Annotated in this window: 10 protein-coding genes; 3 read left to right on the forward strand and 7 right to left on the reverse strand. The window is 71.9% G+C overall.

The window, feature by feature from the left end; genetic code table 11:
* Window positions 1–5: 5 nt before the first annotated feature.
* Window positions 6–3,881, reverse strand: coding sequence for a protein kinase domain-containing protein (locus WMF22_RS27790; RefSeq protein ID WP_438031725.1), 3,876 nt, complete (start codon window positions 3,879–3,881; stop codon window positions 6–8).
* Window positions 3,882–4,201: 320 nt separating this feature from the next.
* Here WMF22_RS27790 and WMF22_RS27795 point away from each other — a divergent pair, with 320 nt between their 5' ends.
* Together WMF22_RS27795 and WMF22_RS27800 are read left to right on the forward strand one after the other, a co-directional pair.
* The gene (locus WMF22_RS27795; RefSeq protein WP_438031726.1) at window positions 4,202–4,405 is read left to right on the forward strand and encodes a hypothetical protein; all 204 of its coding nucleotides are present in this window, start codon (window positions 4,202–4,204) and stop codon (window positions 4,403–4,405) included.
* A 212-nt stretch (window positions 4,406–4,617) separates the two neighbouring features.
* Window positions 4,618–6,168 carry an ATP-binding protein gene (locus WMF22_RS27800; RefSeq protein ID WP_438031727.1) on the forward strand — a complete coding sequence of 517 codons (1,551 nt, stop codon included), beginning with the start codon at window positions 4,618–4,620 and terminating at the stop codon, window positions 6,166–6,168.
* 198 nt (window positions 6,169–6,366) lie between these two features.
* Here WMF22_RS27800 and WMF22_RS27805 read toward each other — a convergent pair whose 3' ends face one another.
* The 6 genes from WMF22_RS27805 to WMF22_RS27830 all read right to left on the reverse strand — a co-directional run bounded on the left by WMF22_RS27805 (window position 6,367) and on the right by WMF22_RS27830 (window position 17,620).
* Window positions 6,367–10,233 (reverse strand): protein kinase domain-containing protein, encoded by a 3,867-nt coding sequence (locus tag WMF22_RS27805; RefSeq protein ID WP_438031728.1) that lies wholly within the window; start codon window positions 10,231–10,233, stop codon window positions 6,367–6,369.
* 246 nt (window positions 10,234–10,479) lie between these two features.
* Window positions 10,480–13,185 carry a valine--tRNA ligase gene (gene valS / locus WMF22_RS27810; RefSeq protein ID WP_438031729.1) on the reverse strand — a complete coding sequence of 902 codons (2,706 nt, stop codon included), beginning with the start codon at window positions 13,183–13,185 and terminating at the stop codon, window positions 10,480–10,482.
* 202 nt (window positions 13,186–13,387) lie between these two features.
* A complete protein-coding gene (locus tag WMF22_RS27815) occupies window positions 13,388–14,122 on the reverse strand; it encodes a ferredoxin--NADP reductase (RefSeq protein ID WP_438031730.1) in 735 nt (244 codons plus the stop codon).
* Between the two features lie 211 nt (window positions 14,123–14,333).
* The gene (locus WMF22_RS27820; RefSeq protein WP_437293026.1) at window positions 14,334–14,543 is read right to left on the reverse strand and encodes a hypothetical protein; all 210 of its coding nucleotides are present in this window, start codon (window positions 14,541–14,543) and stop codon (window positions 14,334–14,336) included.
* 912 nt (window positions 14,544–15,455) lie between these two features.
* Complete coding sequence (locus tag WMF22_RS27825; protein WP_437293027.1) at window positions 15,456–16,136, reverse strand: hypothetical protein; 681 nt, start codon at window positions 16,134–16,136, stop codon at window positions 15,456–15,458.
* A gap of 158 nt (window positions 16,137–16,294) precedes the next feature.
* A complete protein-coding gene (locus WMF22_RS27830) occupies window positions 16,295–17,620 on the reverse strand; it encodes a flavohemoglobin expression-modulating QEGLA motif protein (protein ID WP_438031731.1) in 1,326 nt (441 codons plus the stop codon).
* Window positions 17,621–17,889: 269 nt separating this feature from the next.
* On the opposite strand from WMF22_RS27830, the gene WMF22_RS27835 reads away from it, so the two are divergent.
* Window positions 17,890–19,377 (forward strand): serine/threonine protein kinase, encoded by a 1,488-nt coding sequence (locus WMF22_RS27835; protein WP_438031732.1) that lies wholly within the window; start codon window positions 17,890–17,892, stop codon window positions 19,375–19,377.
* Window positions 19,378–19,607: the final 230 nt, after the last annotated feature.

Consider the following 19,607-nt stretch of genomic DNA (forward strand, 5'->3'; position numbering starts at 1 on the left):
CGGGCTCAGCCGCCGAGCCACTGCCGCGCGAGATCGAGCGTGCGGGCGTTGTCCGGCACGTCGCGGAGGAAGCGCTCGCGCCAGGCCGGATCGCTGAGCTGCCCGGCGCGCGCGAGCAGCGCCGTCCTGGCCGACGCGATCGCTGCCTCGGCCTCGGCGCGCCTGCCGCTCGCGGCGAGCGCCTCGACATGGGCCAGGCGGACGAGCGATTCCCCCTCTTCCAGCGTGCCGAACTCCGAGAGCCGCGCGCTCGCCTCGGCCGCAGCCTGCGTCGCCTCGTCGATGCGCCCGAGCCCGAGCAGCACGCGCGCGAGGATGGAAAATGCCTGCACGCCCAGCGTCGGCGCGCTCTCGAAGAGCGCGATGGCCCCGCGCGCCTCGCGCTCGGCGGCCTCGAGATCGCCCATGGCGAGGGCGATCTTCGCAAGGTAGCAGCGAGCGAAGAGCTCCGTGCGCACCATGCCCGCTCCCTGGCTCGACGCGACCGCCTCCTCGGCGAGCGCCCGCCCCTCGGCGAGCTGACCACGGTACCCGAGGACCTGCGCGAGGTTGGCCTGTGCAGAGACCTTCAGCTCGTCCAGGTGCATCCGGTCGGCCGCCTCCAGGGCTGCCCGCAGCATCGACTGCGCCGTCTCGAAGTCGCCGAGCTCCATGCACACGGCGCCCAGGCTCGCCCTGGCGCTGAGCGCGTTGCGATGATCGCCGGCCTGCTCGAAGGCGAGCAACGCGGCTTCCTGGCTGGCGGCACAGGAGCCCAGGTCGCCTCTGCACATCTCATAGGCCGCGCGCGCGTCGTGGAGATTCGCGACCACCTCGAGATCCCTCGTCTCCGAGCTCGCGAGGGCGCGCTGCACCACATCGAGCAACGCGGCGCCTTCGGCGTACCGCCCCCCCAGCGCCAGCGCGCCCGCGCCCACGGACAGGCAGCGCAGCTTCGCGCTCTGCGCGTCGCCGGAGGCGGCCACGCCCACCGCCTCGGTCGTCCAGCGTTCCACCTCGTCCAGCCGACCCAGCTTGGACGTGGCCCATACCAGGGGGATGATGGCCGAGAACCACGCGGCCGAGCCCCGCTCCACAAGGCCCAGCGCCTCGCTCCCCCGCTCCGCGGACAGCGCGAGCTCGCCGCGCCACACGTGAGCCTCCGCCTGGACCCAGCGCAGCCTGCCGGCGGCGTCCCCGGCCGCGCCGCAGCCGATGCCCCGGTCGACCCGCGCTATCGCCGCGTCCAGATCGCCGCCCCGGAGCGCCTGCTCCGCCGCGCGCAGGTACGCCTCCGCCGCCCGCGCCGGCGCCCCGCCGAGCTCGAAGTGCTCCGCCAGCACCGTCGCGTCCGCCCCGCCGGCGCGCGCCAGCCAGTCGCCCGCAAGGCCGTGCCCGACGCGGCGGTCGCGCTCGGTCAGCATGCCGTAGGCCGCCTCCCGCACCAGCGCGTGCCGGAACTCGTATTCCACCTCGCCCGCGATCCGCGCCTCGCGCCGCCGCACCAAGAGCTCCCGCCGCCCCAGCTCCGCCAGCGGCTGCGCCACCGGCGCGCCGCCCACCAGCGCAGCCACCGCGCCTTCCCACGACGTCTCGCCGAACACGCTCGCCGCGCGCAGCACCCGCCGCTCCTCCACGCCCAGCGCCTCCAGCCGCGCCTGCACCATCGCCAGCGCCGTCTCCGGCATCCCCTCGCCCCGCCCCTCGGCCACCGCGCGGAGCTGCTCCTCCAGCACGAACGCGTTGCCCTCGGCCCGCGCCAGCAGCTCGTCCACCTGCGCCGCGCTCACGCCCTCGCCCAGCACTTCCCGCACCAGCCGCTCGCTCGCGCGCCGGGGCAGCGCCGCCAGCCGCAGCCGAAGCCCGACCTGCTGGCGCCACAGCTCCGGAAACAGCTCGTCCACCTCGGGGCGCGCCAGCGCCAGCACCAGCAGCGGCAGGTCCCTCGCGTGCTGCAGCGCCGCGCCGATCAGCCGCACCGTCGGCAGGTCGCCCCAGTGCAGATCCTCCAGCACCAGCAGCACCGGCTGCCGCTCGCACTCGGCCCGGATGAAGTCCTCGAACGCCTCGCGGATGCGGTCGCCCATCAGCACCGGGCTCTGCCGCGCCGCCTGCAGCTGCACATCGCCCTCGTCGGGGAAGGGCGCCCCCACCAGCTCGCCGAGGAACGCCGCCACGTGCGGCCCCTTGCTCCCCAGCCCGTCGAGCCGCTCTACCCGCGCCAGCACCTTGCTCCGCCGCACGTCCAGCGCCTCGCCGTCGAGCAGCCCCATGGCGCGGCGCAGCGCCTGGGCGACGAGGCCGAACGCCGAGCCGGCCGCCATCGGATCGGCCCTGCCGATCCACACCTCGACGGCCTCGCGCCGCTCCTTGATGGCGCGCAGGAACTCCCAGGCGAGGCGCGACTTGCCCATGCCCGCGGCCCCCACGACGACCACCGCGCTCGCCGTCGGCTCGTCCACGCAATGACGCCACTCGGCCGCGAGCTGCGAGAGCTCTCGCTCGCGCCCCACGCACGGCGTCGGCTTCCCGAGCAGCCTCGGCACCGTGTCCGGCTCCTCCTTCCGGCCGCGCAGCCAGCATCCTTCGGGCCCCCGCCCCGTATCGAAGCGGCTCGCGAGCAGGCTCGCCGTCGCGCTGTCGAGCCGGATCCCCCCGGACGGCGGGCCGTCGCGCCCCACGAGCTGCTGCGCCACCCGCTCGACCAGCTCACCCACAGGCAGCCTCCCCTCGATCTCCGCAAGCCCCGTCGCGACCGACATGGGCACGCCCCCGACCACGGTCCGGAGCGCGAGCGCGCAGTGGGCCGCTCGCACCGCGAGGTCCGTCGGAGACTCGGCCCCCGACAGCGCGACGAGCAGCCACTTCGACCGCAGGACCTCGAGCCTCCCACCGTGGCGTGCCGCGATGTCCCGCAGCGCCTGCGCCTGCGCGACCCCATCGGCCTCCGCCAGCGTCGCGTCGGTCTCCTCGCTGCCATGCGCGGCCAGGATGACGCACATCACCCGCCGCTCCGACGTCGTGATCTCCTCGCTGGACGCGCGCCGCGCCGCGATCGCGCTCCCTCCTGCGGCGAGCCCCTCACCGGCGAAGACGGCCAGCTCCGCCGCGACGGCGGCGCCGTCGCGCGGCCGGTGCTCCGCCGACTTCGACAGCATCCGGCCCACGAGGCGCTCGAGCGGCTCGGGGATGCCGTCGCGCAGCTCCCCGAGCCGCGGCGGCTCTTCCAGCACGACCTTCACGAGCAGCGACAGCAGGTTGTCGCCCACGAACGGCCGGCGCCCCGCGAGGCACTCGAACAGGATGCACCCCAGCGAGAACACATCCGCGCGGGCGTCCACCGGCGCCTCGCCGCTCACCTGCTCGGGGGCCATGTACCCGGGCGTCCCAAGGATCGCTCCGGGCGCCGTCAGGCTCTGCGTGTGCCAGAGCTCGCGCGCGATGCCGAAGTCGAGCAGCGTCGCTCGCTCCACCGCGCCGCCCACCAGCATCAGGTTGCTCGGCTTCAGGTCGCGGTGGACGATGCCCTGCTGGTGCACCGCGCCCAGCGTCGTCGCCACCTGCGCCGCCAGCGTCACGCTCTCCGCCATCGAGAGCGGCCCTTGAGCGAGCCTCTGCTCCAGCGTCACGCCCTCCAGCCACTCCATCGCGAGGTACGGCTGTCCTGCGCCCGTCGTCCCGTGCGCCACGTACCGCACCACCCCTGGCAGCCGGAGCGTGACGAGCGCCTTCGCCTCCCGCGCGAACCGCCGCAGATCGCCCGCGCTCGCGCTGTGCAGCACCTTGAGCGCGACCGCCTCCCCCGACCGCCGGTCACGCGCGCGATAGACCTCCCCCATCCCGCCCGAACCGGCGAACCGCTCGATCTCGAACCGATCCTCGACCACGTCCAAATCGCGCATTGCGTCTGCGATGTCGTTCACAAGGGCCTCCAGCGACGGCCCTCACCCGCAGGATCACGGTACCCTGTCGGGAGATAGATGTAATCTACACCACGATAACCCCGGCGTGTGGCCGGTCTCGGGTACCTGGGTCGCAGCGCGACCACAACGCGCTCTGGTGCTCGGGCGCCCGGGGACATTCGCGACGACAGCGCGTTCCGGTGCCCGGGCGTCCGGGGGCATTCGCGACGACGTCTTGTCGACCGCGTACACGCCGATACGCACGGGCTCCTTCGGGATCCACGGCCGCCGGGTCGGTCCAGGCCCCGACGAGCGCCTGCGTGAACACGCCCCCGCGCGGCGTCTCGGCGGCGTCGCTGCCGACGCTGGCCGCTGTGACGACGCCGGTGCGCTCGCTGTGGCGCCGCCGCCGGGCGAACGCGGCCGACATCGCCGCGCTGGCCAGCCCTTCGCGAGGTGCCCCTCCGGCTTCGCCAGCCGCGCTCCCGGCGGCGGCCAGGCCTCCGGAGGGGCGGCCGGCGTGAGCTGCGTCGGCTGCGGCTGCGCCGGCGGCGCGCCGCTGCAGCCGCCGATCGCCGCCGCCAGGGCGATCGCGCCCAGCCCCGCCGCGCCGCTTCCGAATCGCCCGTTCGACATTGCCACGCATCCTATCCCATCGAGGTTCGCCGCCGGGCGAACGCGACCGGCGTCGCCGCGCTGGTCACCCGGCGCCGCCGCCCTTAGGCTCACCGCCGCGATGCACCGCTGGTTCAACACGGCAGGCCCCTGCAATCCGGCCGATCACTACATGCTCCCGGCCGAGGAGCGCCTGCCCGGGGTGCGCGAGCTCATCGATCGCAAAGCCTACTTCGTCCTGCACGCGCCGCGGCAGATCGGAAAGACGACCTCGCTGCGTACGCTCGCCCGGGATCTCACGGCCGAAGGGCGCTATGTGGCGGTCCTCGTCTCGGCGGAGATCGGCGCTCCCTTCCCGGACGACCCTGGCGCAGCCGAGCTCGCGATGCTCGCCGAATGGCGCGGCACCGCCGGCTCGCAGCTCCCGGCCGATCTGCGGCCGCCACCGTTCCCCGATGCCCCCCCCGGCCAGCGCATCGGAGCGGCCCTGCGCGCCTGGGCCAAGGCTGCGCCGCGTCCGCTCGTCGTCTTCCTCGATGAGGCCGACGCCCTGCGCGACGCGACGCTCGTCTCCCTGCTGCGCCAGATCCGCAGCGGCTATCCCGATCGCCCGAGTGACTTCCCGCACGCGCTCGCGCTCGTCGGCCTGCGCGATGTGCGCGACTACAAGGTCACGTCCGGCGGCAGCGACAGGCTCGGGACGTCGAGCCCCTTCAACATCAAGGTCGAGTCCCTCACCCTGCGCAACTTCACGCACGACGAGGTCGCGGCGCTTTACGCCCAGCACACGGCCGAAACCGGCCAGGTCTTCCGTCCGGACGCCGTGGACCGGGCCTTCGAGCTCACCCAGGGTCAGCCATGGCTCGTGAACGCGCTCGCCCGCCAGCTCGTCGATGTCCTGGTCAAGGATCGCGCGCTGCCCATCACGGCCGCGGACGTCGATCGCGCCAGGGAGATCCTCATCGAGCGGCAGGACACGCACCTCGACAGCCTGGTGGACCGGCTGCGCCAGCCGCGCATCCGCGCCGTGATCGAGCCCATGCTCGCCGGCACCACCCTGGGCGACGTCCCTGAAGACGACCGGCGCTTCGCCGTCGACCTGGGCCTCGTGCGCCGCACGGCGGAAGGCGGTCTCGCCATCGCCAACCCGATCTACCGCGAGATCATCGTCCGTGAGCTCGCGAGCGGCGTGCGCGACTCGCTGCCGCGCATCCCGGCGACCTGGCTCACGCAGGACGGTCGCCTCGACGCCGATCACCTCCTCGACGCCTTCCTCTCCTTCTGGCGCCAGCACGGCGAGCCGCTGCTCAGAGCGGCGCCCTACCACGAGATCGCCCCGCACCTCGTGGTCATGGCCTTCCTCCACCGCGTCGTGAACGGCGGCGGCAGCATCGAGCGCGAGTACGCTATCGGTCGGGGCAGGATGGATCTCTGCGTTCGTTATGCTGGCGAGACGCTCGCGATAGAGCTCAAGGTCTGGCGCGACGGCCGGCCCGATCCCCTCGCCGAGGGGCTCGCTCAGCTCGACGAGTACCTCGCCGGGCTGGGGCTCCATCGCGGGTGGCTCATCCTCTTCGACCAGCGCTCGGGACAGCCTCCCATCGCCGAGCGCACGCGCCGCGAGCACGCGTTGACCCCCGCGGGACGCGAGGTCGTCGTGATTCGCGCCTGATCTCTCCGGGTTTCAGCGATGCGCGATCCCACGCCAGGGGCTGCCTGCGCCTCCCGCCACCTCGGTGTGGGTCGCTGACGACAGCGCCGCCGCTGCGCTGAAACGCGGCACCTCGCGGGCACTCTGGCCAACCTTCGTGGCGCACCGGGACATGGCATGTGTGCAGGGGTGCATCGACCTCGCCCAGCCCCCGATCGTTTACCCGCCGAGCCACTGCCGCGCGAGTTCGAGCGTGCGGGCGTTGTCCGGCACGTCGCGGAGGAAGCGCTCGCGCCAGGTCGGGTCGCTGAGCTTCTCGGCGCGCGCGAGCAGCGCCGTCCTGGCCGACGCGATCGCAGCGGCAGCCTCCGCGAGTCTGCCGCTCGCGGCGAGCGCCTCGGCGTAGGTCAGCCGGACGAGCGACTCGCCTTCTTCCACGGTGCCGAACTCCACCAGCCGCGAGTTCGCCTCGGTGGCAGCCCACACCGCCTCGTCGATACGCCCGAGCCCGAGCAGCGTGCGCGCGAGGATGGAAAAAGCTTGCACGGCGAGCGTCGGTGCATGCTGGGAGAGCGCGATGGAGGCGCGCGCTTCGCGCTCAGCGGCCTCGAAATCGCCCATGGCAGAGGCGATTTTGGCGAGGTAACAGCGAGCACCTAGCTCCCAGCGCACCAGGCCCGCTCGTCGGCTGGACGCAGCCGCAGACTCGGCAAGCACCCACCCGTCGGCGAGCTGACCACGGTGCGCAAGAAGCTGCGCGAGGTTTATATCGGTGCCCAGCTTCTGCTCATGCAGGTGCATCCGGCCAGCCTCGACCCGTCCCGCGCGCAGCATGGACTCTGCCCTATCAAAATCGCCGAGCTCCCCGTATATGACACCCAAATTTGCGCGAGCACTACATGCATTTCGATGGTCGCCGGCTTGCTCGAAGGCGAGCAATGCGGCCTCCAGACTGGCAGCTCCGGCGCCCAGATCGCCAGTGCAGATCTCGTAGGCCGAGCGCGCGTCATTCAGGTGCGCGATCACCTCGAGATCTCGCACTTCCGCGTTCTCGATGGCGCGCTGGACGACAGCGAGCAATGCGGCGCCTTCAACGTACCGTCCACCCATCGACAGCGCGCTCGCGCCCTCAGACAGGCAGCGGAGCTTCGCGCCCTGCGCGTCGTCTGGAGCGGCCACGTTCACTGCCTCGGTCGTCCAGCGGTCGACCTCGTCCGAGCGCCCCAGCTTAAAGGCGGCCCATACCATGGGGATGATGGCCAAGAACCATGCGGCCGAGCCGCGCTCCACCAAGCCCAGCGCCTCGCTCCCCCGCTCCGCGGCAAGCGCGAGATCACCGCGCCAGCTATGCGCCTCCGCTTGAACCCGGCGGAGCCTGCCGGCGGTGTCCCCGGCCGCGCTGCAGCCGATGCCCCGGTCGGCCCGCGCGATCGCCGCCCCGAGATCGCCGCCGCGAAGCGCCTCTTCGGCGGCGCGCAGGTACGCCTCCGCCGCCCGCGCCGGCGCGCCGCCAATCTCGAAATGCTCGGCCAGCGACATCGCATCCGCGCCGCCGGCGCGGTCCAGCCAGTCGCCCGCAAGGCCATGCCCGACGCGGCGATCGCGCTCGGTGAGCATCTCGTAAGCTGCTTCTCGCACCAGCGCGTGCCGGAACTCGTACTCCACCTCGCCCGCGACGCGCGCCTCGCGCCGCCGCCGGATGAGCTCTCGACGGGCGAGCTCGGTGAGCTGCCGCGCCACCGGCGCGCCGCCTACCAGAGCGACTACCCCGCCTTCCCAAAACGTCTCGCCAAAGACGCTCGCCGCGCGCAGCACGCGGCGCTCCTCGACGCCTAGCGCCCCGAGCCGCGCCTGCACCATCGCCAGCGCCGTCTCGGGCATACCCTCACCCCTGCCCTCGGCCACGGCGCGAATCTGCTCCTCCAGCACGAACGCATTGCCCTCGGCGCGCGCGACGAGCGCTTCCACCTGCTCGGGCCCGACGCCATCGCCGAGCACCTCCCGAACGAGCCGCTCGCTCTCGCGCCGGGACAGCGGCGCAAGGCGAAGACGGAGCCCGTGGCGCTCGCTCCAGAGCGTCGGAAAGAGCTCGTGGACTTCCGGGCGGGCGAGCGCCAGCACGAAGAACGGCAGATCCCCGGCGCGCTGGAGCGCGGCGTCGATCAGCGTCACCGTGGGCAGGTCGCCCCAGTGCAGGTCCTCCAGCACGAGGAGCACCGGCTGCCGTTGACACTCGGCCTGAACGAAGTCCTCGAACGCCTCGCGGAGGCGGTCCCCCATCAGCACGGGGCTCTGGCGCGCCGCCTGGAGCTGCACATCGCCCTCGCCAGGGAAGGGCGCCCCCACCAGCTCGCCGAGGAACGCCGCGACGTGTGGGGCCTTGGCCCCGAGCTCGCCGAGCCGCTCCACCCGGGCGAGCACCTTGCGCCGCCGCACCTCCAGCGGCTCGCCGTCGAGGATGCCCATGGCGCGGCGGAGCGCCTGGGCGAGGAGGCCGAACGCAGAGCCGGCGGCCATGGGGTCGGCCCTCCCGATCCAGACCCCGGCGGCCTCGCTCCTCTCACGGAGGAACTCCCAGGCGAGGCGCGACTTGCCTAGCCCGGGAGCGCCGACGACGACCACGGCGCTCGCCGTGGGCTCGTCCACGCAATGGCGCCACTCGGCCGCGAGCTGCGAAAGCTCGCGCTCGCGCCCCACGCAGGGCGTCGGCTTGCCGAGGAGCCGAGGGACGCTGTCCGGCTCCTCCTTCGAGCCGCGGAGCCACGCTCCTTCGTCCGCCTGCGCCATGTCGAAGGATCTGGCGAGCAGGCCCGCCGTCGCGCTGTCGAGCCGGATGCCCGACTCTGGCAACCGAGCGCGCTGCGGAAAGAGCTGTACGACGCGGTCAATCAGCGCGCCGACGGGCAGCCGCCCGGCGACCTCGGCCATCCCCGTGGCGATGGACATGGGCACACCGCCGAGTTCAACCCGCAGCGCGAACGCGCAATGCGCCGCACGCGCGGCGAGATCGGTCGGGGCCTCGGCGCTGGACAGCGCGATGAGCAACCACTGCGACTGAAGGAGTTCGAGGCGCCCGCCGTGACGCGCGGCGATGTCCCGCAGCGCCTCTGTACGAGCGGCGCACTCGGCCTCCGAGAGCGTGGTGTCCGTCTCCGCGCTGCCATCAGCGGCCAGGATGACGCAGATAACCCGGCGCTCCGCCGTCGTGATCTCTACGCTCGGCGCGGGCAGCTCCGCGGTCTCGCCCTCTCCGCCTGGGAGCACCCCGTGCGCCAGGGTTGCGAGCTCCTCGGCGACAGCGGCGCCATCGCGCGGCCGCTGCCCCGCCTCTTTCGACAGCATCCGGGCCACGAGGCGCTCGAGCGGCTCGGGGATGCCGTCGCGCAGCTCCCCGAGCCGCGGCGGCTCTTCCAGCACGACCTTGACGAGCAGCGCGAGCGCGTTGCCGCCGACGAACGGCGGGCGGCCCGCGAGGCACTCGAACAGAACGCACCCGAGCGCGAACACGTCGGCGCGGGCATCGATCGACGCCTCCCCGCGTGCTTGCTCGGGAGCCATGTACCCGGGTGTGCCGAGGATCGCGCCATGCGCCGTCAGGCTCCGCACGAGCCGGATATCCCGAGCAATGCCGAAGTCGAGCAGCGTAGCGCGCTCGACGGCGCCATCTACCAGCATCAGGTTGCTCGGCTTCAGGTCGCGGTGAACGATGCCGAGCTGGTGGACCGCGCCGAGCGTGGTCGCCAGCTGCGCCACCAAGGTCACGCTCTCAGCAATCGAGAGCGGTCCTTGGGCGAGCCTCTCCTCCAGGGTGATGCCGTCGAGCCACTCCATGGCAAGGTAGGGCCGCCCTGTGGCGGTCATTCCGTGCGCCACGTACTGCACGACCCCTGGCAGCCGGAGTGTGACGAGCGCCTCGGCCTCCCTGGAGAGCCGGCTCAGGTCGCGTACGTTCGCGCTATGCAGCACCTTCAGCGCGACGACCTCCCCGGAGCGCCGGTCCCGCGCACGGTAGACGTCGCCCATCCCACCAGATCCGGCGAGCCGCTCGATCTCGAACCGATCCTCGACCACGTCCGAAGCGCGCATCACCGTCCCTATGTACTTTGCACGAGCACCCGGGTGCCTGCTTCTCGCGCGCGGCCGGCACAGACCACCACAAAAGCGAGGTGATTCCCATCATCTGAGCGTTGGGCTCCCCTCGATGCCCCAGGCTCCGCATGCCCCGGGATACCGCCACGCTCTCCCCCCTTCAGCAAGAACCGTAGGCCGTCGCGGAGGGAGCCCGCCGCGCGGCGTGCTCTCTCCACGAGGGCCGGGCCACCTCGATCCGGGCTACTCCGTGGCCGCCGCCGCCTCCCCTGCCCCGGCCGCCGCCGCGGCCGCCACCTCCAGCTCGCAGCGCACCACCTGGACCTCGCCGTCCGCCAGCTCCGCCCGCTCCACGAGCTCGTGCGCCCCCCCTGCCCGCACCGCCGCGAGCACGTCCCCCAGCGCCGGCCCGAGCCGCGCCAGCGTCGCCGCGTTCGCCCCGAGCGCCAGATCCGTCACCACGCGCCCCACGCTCGCCCCGAGCTCGCTCTTCCGCTTGTTGACCGCCGCCATCGCCGCGGCCGAAAGCTCCAGGAGCCCCGCGTCCGCCGGCGCCGCGACCTCCGCGAAATCCCCCGCCGACGGCCACTTCGCCCGGTGGATCGACCGCTGCCCCGTCTCCTCCGCGTACACCCAGGCCCAGACCTCGTCGGTGATGTACGGGAGCACCGGCGCGAACAGCCGCAGCAGCACCGAGAGCCCGAGCCGCAGCGCGGCCACGGCCGAGCCCCGCGCCGCCTCACCAGCGCCGCCCTCGCCGCGCGCACGCGCCTTGGCCAGCTCCAGGTAAGCGTCGGTGAACCAGCGCCAGAAGAAATCCTCCGTCCGCTCGAGCGCCGCCGCGAACTCCTGCGCCTCGAACGAGCGCGACGCGTCCGCCACCACCGCCGACAGCTTGTGCAAAAACGCCCGATCCAGCTCCTCGGAGACCGGATGGACCTCCGCCGACTGGCTGAGCACGTACTTGCCCGCATTCCAGATCTTCGTGACGAGGCGCTTGCCGATCTTCAGCACCTTCTCGTCAAAGGCCGTGTCCGTGCCGAGCCGCGCGCTCGCCGACCAGTAGCGGACCGCGTCCGACGAGTAGTTGTCGAGCAGGTGCATCGGCGTCACGACGTTGCCCTTGCTCTTCGACATCTTCTTGCGATCGGGGTCGAGGATCCACCCCGAGATCGCGATGTGACGCCACGGCACCGACGCCTCGTGCAGCATCGCCTTCGCGATCGTGTAGAACGCCCACGTCCGGATGATGTCGTGCGCCTGCGGGCGCAGATCGGCCGGGAACAGCCGCGCGTGGCGCCCCTCGTCGAGCCCCCAGTGCGAGCTGATCTGCGGCGTGAGCGAGCTCGTGAACCACGTGTCGAACACGTCGGACTCCGCCGTGAAGCCGCCCGGCTTGTCCCGCTGGGACGCGTCGTACCCGGGCGGCACGTCGACCGTCGGATCGACCGGGAGCACCTCGCGCGTCGCGAGCAGCGGCCTACCGTGATCCGGGTTGCCCTCGGCGTCGAGCGGATACCAGACCGGGAACTGCACGCCGAAATACCGCTGGCGGCTGATGCACCAGTCGCCCTGGAGGCCCTCGGTCCAGTTGCGGTACCTGAGGCGCATGAAATCCGGGTGCCACTCGATCTTGTCGCCGAGCTCGAGGAGCTTTTCCTTCTTGTCGGCGAGCCGGACGAACCACTGCCGCGTGGGCACGAACTCGAGCGGCTGATCGCCCTTCTCGAAGAACTTCACCGCCCGCTCGATCGGCTTCGGCTCGCCCCGCAGCGCCGGGCCTGTGCCGGGCACCGCCGCGTGCTCCTCGCGGCGGAGGAGCTCGACGACGGCCGTGCGCGCCTGCTTCACCCCCTTGCCCTGGAGCGGGGCATACGCGGCGTTCGCGGCGGCCGGATCGCGGCTCTGAAAGTCGCCCTCCCCGAACGTCACCGGGAGGAGTCGGCCGTTCTTGCCGAGCATCTGCCGGAGAGGGAGCTTCTGCTCCCGCCACCAGATCACGTCCGTCGCGTCGCCGAAGGTGCAGACCATCAGGATGCCCGTGCCCTTCTCGCGATCCACGAGCGTGCTCGGGAAGATGGGCACCGGCGCGCGGAAGATCGGCGTGAGCGCCGTCTTGCCAAAGAGGTGCTGATACCGCGGATCCTCGGGGTGCGCCGTCACGCCCACGCAGGCCGCCAGGAGCTCCGGGCGCGTCGTGGCGATCACGAGCTGCTCGCCCGTGCCCTCCACCGCGAACGCGATGTCGTGGAACGCGCCGGACTGCGGGCGATCCTCGACCTCCGCCTGGGCGACCGCGGTCTGGAAATCGACGTCCCACATCGTGGGCGCGAAGACCGAGTAGAGGTGGCCCTTCTCGTGCAGATCCAGGAACGACAGCTGCGCCGTCCTGCGGCAGTGATCATCGATGGTGGCATACTCGTACTGCCAGTCGACCGAGAGGCCCACCCGGCGGAAGAGCGCCTTGAAGACCTGCTCGTCCTCGCGCGTGACCTTGTGGCAGAGCTCGATGAAGTTCGGCCGCGACACGATGCGCGGCTGCTCCTTCTTGAGCGCCTCCGGCGCCGCCTGCGGCAGCGAGAGGCCGCGCTCGTACGGCGTGCGCACGTCCGTGCGGACGTGGAAATAGTTCTGCACGCGCCGCTCGGTGGGCAGGCCGTTGTCGTCCCAGCCCATGGGATAGAAGATGTTGAAGCCGAGCATCCGGCGCTGCCGGACGATGACGTCCGTGTGCGTGTAGCTGAAGACGTGGCCGATGTGCAGCGAGCCCGAGGCGGTCGGCGGAGGCGTGTCGACCACGAAGGTCTCCTCGCGGGGGCGCGAGGGGTCATAACGGTACGTCCCGTCGGCCTCCCACGCGTCGGCCAGGCGCTGCTCGGCGACGGGCGAGTCGAAGTGCTTCGGGAGCGTCGCTGGATCGATGGTGCGGAACGTCTTCTTGGTCGTCACGTGATCACCTGCAGAACTGACCCCGCAGGTACCGCCCGCGGGGGCGCGCATCCTACGTCGTACCCAGGGTAACGCTCAAGGCGCGCCGCGTCACCGGAGGGCGATCCGCGCTCGCGCCCGCTCGAGATCGGCGGCTCCGTCCTGGCGAGGCCGGCGGCTCCGCCGCGGCGCTCGACGCGGACGCGCTCGCCGGGACGGCGGCTCAGTCGTAGCGCTCGACGTGGACGTGCTTGCGGGGGACGCCGAGCTCGCCGCGGGCGAGCTCGCGCACGGACGAGACCATCCGATCGAGGCCGCAGATGAAGACGTGCGGGGCCGGATCCCCGCTCGCCCCGGCCAGCTCCCGGTAGAGCTCGGGCACGTGCGCCTGCACGTAGCCGCGGCGGCCCGACCAGGACGGGCCGCCGCGCGAGAGCGTGATCTCGTAGCGGATCCGGTCCGAGCCGCGCGCGAGCGCCTCGAGCTCGTCGCGGTAGATGATGTCCTCCTCGAAGCGCGCGCCGAACAGGATCCACAGGTGCGCGGCCGCCCCGGCGCGCAGCGACGCATGCAGCATGCTCCGGAGCGGCGTGACGCCGGTGCCGGTGGCGACGAACAGCGAGGGCGCAGGGCTCCCGGGATCGCGCGTGAAGAGCCCGTGCGGGCCGACGGCGCGGAGCGTCGCGCCGGGCTCCAGCCGGTGCAGGTACTCCGAGCCGGCCCCGCCCTCCACGCGGGTGACCGCCAGATCGAAGCGAGGCGAGCCGTCGGGAGCAGAAGCGATCGAGTAGGCGCGCTTCACCTCGCCGCCCGGGAGCGGGAGGACGAGGTTGACCCATTGCCCGGCCTCGAACAGGAACGCCCTGCCGTCAGCGCGCTCGAACGAGAGCTCTCGCACGAAGGGGCTGAGAGGCCGGACGGCGGCGAGGCGGGCTTCGAACGGTTCGGCTTGGATCATGGTGGGACCCCTGCGGCCTCGGCGGCGAGGCCGCGCGGGTGGCGAGGTCTTACCGCAGCCCTCGCCCTGGCCCAATCACGATCGGAGCCGCCATGGTGCAGCCGGACGGCGTGGAGTCGCGGAAGTCTAGGCCTTCCGGCTCCACGCCGCCGGCGCGCACGGCCGGAGCGCCGCCCGTTCGCGGCGCCCCGGCGCCGGGGCGGCAGCGGATCTACCGCTGCACACCCATGCGGCGGCGCTGCGGGATGTTCAGCGCCGGCCGGGAGCGGTCCTGGTTCGGGAGCTTGCTCGGCGGGCGCGGCTCCCGATGCGCGGGCTTCGGCGCGGGGACATGCCCCGTCTGCGGCGGGCGCCGCTCGGGCGTCTTGGCCGAGCCGAGCTCCAGCGCGCGCTCGGGGAGATGGGCGGGTCGCTCGGTCATGGAATCCTCCATTCGATCACACATCACCACGGCAGAAAGAGCAGCAAGGCTGAACGAACCCTTCGAGGAACCAGCTCTCATACACCCTCCATTCATCGTACGACCCCGGATTGCAGGCACACCGATGCCGCGACGGACGCTGGCTCCGGACGCCGCCCAAAGGCCGCTCGACTGGCGCTCTCGCGCGATGGACGCACCTCCACGCATCGCCGGGGCAGGGCGGTCCGCCTCACCACACGCCCCCTGGCAAGGCGCCTCAGCGCCTCGCCGTCAGGAGAGATGGCGAGTCGGCCCGCCGCGCCACGAACCATCCGGCTCGGTGCTTCGCGCGAGCGGCCAGCGAGCGAGGGGCTGCGCCCGCGAGGTCAGCGACCTCCAGCGCATCGGACTCGTTCGCATGTCGGCCACGCTCCGTCCCCGCGAGCACACGACCACGCTCGCGCGGGGTTCCGCGGGCGGCTGTCGTGGCTGCTCACGCGCGGCAACAGAAGGGCGCCGTGCCTACCTGGGCAACAGGCGCTCACCCCTCGGGGCCGCGTGACGGAGCGGTGGTATCAGAGGGAAGTGTCCATGATTGACGCGGGCGACGCGTCGAGAGCAACGCTAGCACCGGAGCCCGAGATCGCCCAGCATTTTCTGGTGGTGGGGTGCTTCGGCCGAGAATGGGGTCTTTTGAACCGCCAAAAGACGCCAAGAGACGCCAAAATTTTTGTGTTTTCTTGGCGTCTTTTGGCGTCTCTTGGCGTCTCTTGGCGGTCATTCCGGCAGGGTGGGGGAATTCCCCCACCACCCACGTTCTGTGTCTGTGGAGGAGCGCTGTCCTCGCGGAGCGTTCCTCTCCTCATTCAACGTCTGCTTCTCCCCCCCGCTCCACGAGCGGCAGGAGCTCGCACGGGCGCGCCGAGCCACCGCTCAGAACGTCAAGCGCAGCCCCACGCCGAGGGGGATCGCTCCAGGCGACCCGCCGACGGCGCCCGGACCGACGAGGAGGCGCGCGGCGGCCAGCCCGCGCATATCGAGCCCCTGCCGCAGCACCCGCTTCTTGCCGATCACGTAGAGCGGCAGGCCGACGCCAACGGCGGCCACGCCCCCGGCCGCCGTCGCCACGGCCACCGTGTACGTGTCACGGTGCTTCGTGGCGCCCTCGTCGTGTTTCGCGGTGATCAGCACGGCGCCGGTGACGAGGGCGGCTGCTCCGAGGCCCGCGAGGACGATCCCCGAGACCATCATGACCGTGCTGTTCCGCTCGGTCGTCCGCTCCATGAAGTTGCGGAGCTCTCTCTTCGTCGCCTCGATCTCCAGCTCGATCTGGCGCCCCCGGGCGTCTCGCATGTCTTCGTCTTCAACAAAATCGTGGACGGCGTCCGCCTCGTGCTTGAGCGCCTCGATCCTCGCCTCGTACGCAGCGACCGTCGCCTCCCACATGGCCTGCGGCGGGAGCTCCTCCGCGGCCGGCGCGGCAGGGGGCGCGGAGGGCGCGAGCTGCGGGGGCGGCGCGCGCTCCGCGCCCTCCGCCGGCGCCTGCGCGGCCGCGCTCGACGCGAGCGCCGCGCCGGCAAGGGCGAGCGCCAACGCGACGAGGCGGCGGCGCACCGCGGTCGCGGCAGTGGAAGACGCGCGCGCCGGGGGCGCGCTGGGATGCGCGAAGCAAGAATGGACTCGTCCCATCAGCGAGCGGCATACCTCAACCGTGGCGGAGGGACATCCGCCTTGTCCCGCTCGTCCGGTTTGCGCCCGCGATCGCGGCGCGCTCACCTCTCCCGCGGCCGGCCGCGACGCTTGCTCCCCTCCCCGTCCCCGACCGGCCGCGCCTCGGCGGCCACGCGGAGCAGCTCCTGGAAGTGCCGCTCCACCGGGCCGAGGTCGATGCCATCCATGAACGAGGTGAACGCGAAGTAGGGCAGCAGCGTCTGCCAGGCGCGCAGCCAGCCCGGCAGGTAGCGCGGCCGCTCCAGCACGCCGACCGCGCGCAGCTCCGCCAGGACAGCGATGTCGTCGAGCGCGATCCTGCCGCAGACGAGCAGCTCCACCTCGTCGCGCAGGCCGCCGCGCAGGACCGCGGCCAGGAAGGCGTAGACCTCGAGCAGGCCGGCCAGGTAACAGGCGTCCTTCGTGAAGGGCGCGCCGCCCTCGACGAGCCCGCCGCGGCAGACGCGCTGGGCGTCGAAATAGGCGTCGCGGCGCCCGGCGCCGCGCTCGCGCAGGTACCGGTAGAGATCGAGGAAGCTCGCGCCCTGCTCGGCCATGTCCACGAGCCGCACCCGCTCGGCGAGCCGGGTGAGACGGCCGATGGAGAGCGAGCGGCTGTACAGCTCGGCGAAGATCGCGAGCCCCTCCTGCGTGCGCGTCGTGCGCGGGCCGCCCGACCGCAGGAACGCGCACCGCGGCTGCGCCGCGCCGTTGTGCGCCGTGAGCGCGTGCGTCTCCACCTCGTGGTGCCACAGCCCCTCGGCCTCCCAGGACGCGAACGTGGCCTCGGGGCGGATGCGGACGCGGCTCATGCCCGCCACCACCTTGGCCGTGATCCTCGGGTCGAGCACGATCTCGATGTCGAGCGGCGGCCTCCGCGCGGCGACGCGGGCGGCGAGCAGCTCCCGGAGCGCGCCGGCGTCGAGCGGCGCCTCGTCGGGATCGCTGGCCTCGTCCCAGCCGTGGACGCGCAGGCGCGCGGTGAGGTGCTCGGCGAGGTCGATGTTGCGGACCTCGCCGCCGAAGAACCGCGAGCGCGCGCCGCCGTAGAGCGCCCGCGACCGCTCGGAGAACTCGCGGGTCCCCGCCGCCTCGAGCAGCTCCGCGGCCTGGATCTGCGCGCGGACGTTGTCCCGCAGCCAGTCGAGCGCGGGCGCGTCGCCGTCGATCGAGCCGAGGAGCTCGCGCAGCTCGGCGATGCGCCGCGCGAGCCCGTCGCGATCCACGCGGCGCTCGACCTCGGGGAGGCGGTCCTCGCCGGCGGCGAAGAAGCGCTCCTCGACCTCGCGAGGCCAGGCGATGTCCTCGAGCAGCCGGAGCGCCTTGCCCTCGGAGAGGCGGGCGCCGACCCGATCGAGCTGCTCCAGCACGGCGCGGTCGATGCTCATGGCCCCATGCTCGCGCGAACCGCGGGGCGCGGGAAGCCGCCGGCGCGGGCGCTCGCGGCTCGCCAGCGCCCGCGGGCTCTGCCGAGATCGCCCGTGCGCAGCGGTTGCGCGCCGAAGCGCCCCCGGAGGCCTCCGGCAACGTGTTGTCGGCAACCAGCAGGCCTGTGCCGGGGAGACAAGCGCGAGGGCGTGCGCCGGCGCTCCCCGTGGCCATGCCGAGCATGTTGTTCAGCTCCTCGCCTCCGGGATACATTGGAGCCTGAACCTCGATGAATGATGATCCCCAGCTAGCACACTGTACAGCACGCATCGGGACGGTCCTCCGGGGCAAATGGCGCATCGATTCGCTCATCGGCGTCGGCGGGATGGCCGCGGTTTACGAGGCGACACACAGGATCGGCCGGCGCTGCGCGATCAAGATCCTCCATCCGGAGATCGCGGTCTCGAAGGAGCTTCGAGCCAGGTTCGAGCAAGAGGCGCTCGCGGTAAACCAGCTCGGCCACCCCGCGGCCGTCAATGTCCTCGACATCGATACGAGCGAAGATGGCTCGCCGTTCCTGGTGATGGAGCTGCTCGACGGTGACTCGCTCGGCAAGCGCGCCCGCGGCTCCGGCGGCATCGAGGAGCGCGAGCTGCTCCGCATCGTCTCGACCGTGCTCGAAGTGCTCGACGTCGCGCACGGGCTCGGCATCGTCCATCGAGACATCAAGCCTGACAATCTATTTTTGACCTCTTCAGGCGGCGTCAAGGTCCTCGACTTCGGGATCGCTCGGATGAAGCAGGGCGGCTCCAATGTTCATACACGCACCGGCGCGGTGCTCGGGACTACACCTTACATGTCGCCCGAACAGATCACGGGTGGCCAGATCGACGGGCGGACCGACGTCTTCGCCGTTGGCGCGACGATGTTTCGAATCCTGACAAAACGCCATGTGCACGAGGGCTCCACGGAGAGCGAGCTCCTCATCAAGATGGCGACGCAGCATGCGCCGGCCCTGCGCACCGTTGCCCCCTCTGTCAGCCCAGAGGTCTGCGCCATCGTCGATCGCGCGCTCGCTTTCGATCTGTCGTGCCGCTATCCGACGGCCCGCGCCATGCGCGAAGACATCGAGCGGGTCCTGGGCGCCAAGGCTACCCCTCACGCGCCAGCCCCGGTGTCGTTCCGAGCCGACGCGTCGTCTCCAATCAGCGTCGATGGCCCGACGATGGTCGCTCCTGCTCCCGGCCAAGCGATGCAGGCGCCGATGGTCGTGCCGGTGCCGCCTCGATCTGCTGCAACCAGCCCACGAGCGAGCTCGAATCCGCCATTCTTGATCATTGCAGTGATCGGCTCGCTTGCCGTCGCCGTTTGCCTCGCCGCTGTCTTCTTCGTTGTTCGTTCGCGAGCCCCCGCCGAAGACGCTCGTGAGAGCGCGGACGATGAGACATCGCAAGAGGACAAGGCGAGCGGCAGCGCTCGCACGATGGCCACGTCTTCCACTACCAGCACGCCATCCACGCCATCCACGCCATCCACGCCATCCATGCCATCCTCGACCGCTGCCCCCCCACCGACGCGCCGGCCCGCCTCCGATAGCAAGTATCGCCTCCTCATCAAAGACGGGAAATATCCATTCTGCGTCACGTCGAAGCTGAAACACGCCTATCCAGTACGCACGAATGACGAGGGCGTCAAAGTGTGCAGCGGCACCCCCGACGGGCCCATCCCGATTGACGGCCTCAAAGCCTACCACCCCTCCCAGCTTCAATGGCAATAGCTTTGTGAGGTGCGGCGGCCTTGTCTCGTACCGTGCCGGCGTGCCGAAGAGCGCGCCGCCGCCCAGCTCTTCGATCGCTGGCCACCGACGTCTTCATCGCGCCTTCGGGGCTGGAGGTTCCGGCGATGCGGGCGGCGACCAGCGAGCCACGGCTCGATGCACTGTGGACATCCTTGTAGGCTGATACCGGTGCATGGATCCAGATCCACGAACATCGCGAAACTGCACAG

Origin of the sequence: Sorangium sp. So ce204, assembly GCF_051526795.1 — a bacterium.
Taxonomy (GTDB): Bacteria; Myxococcota_A; Polyangia; order Polyangiales; family Polyangiaceae; genus Sorangium; species Sorangium cellulosum_B.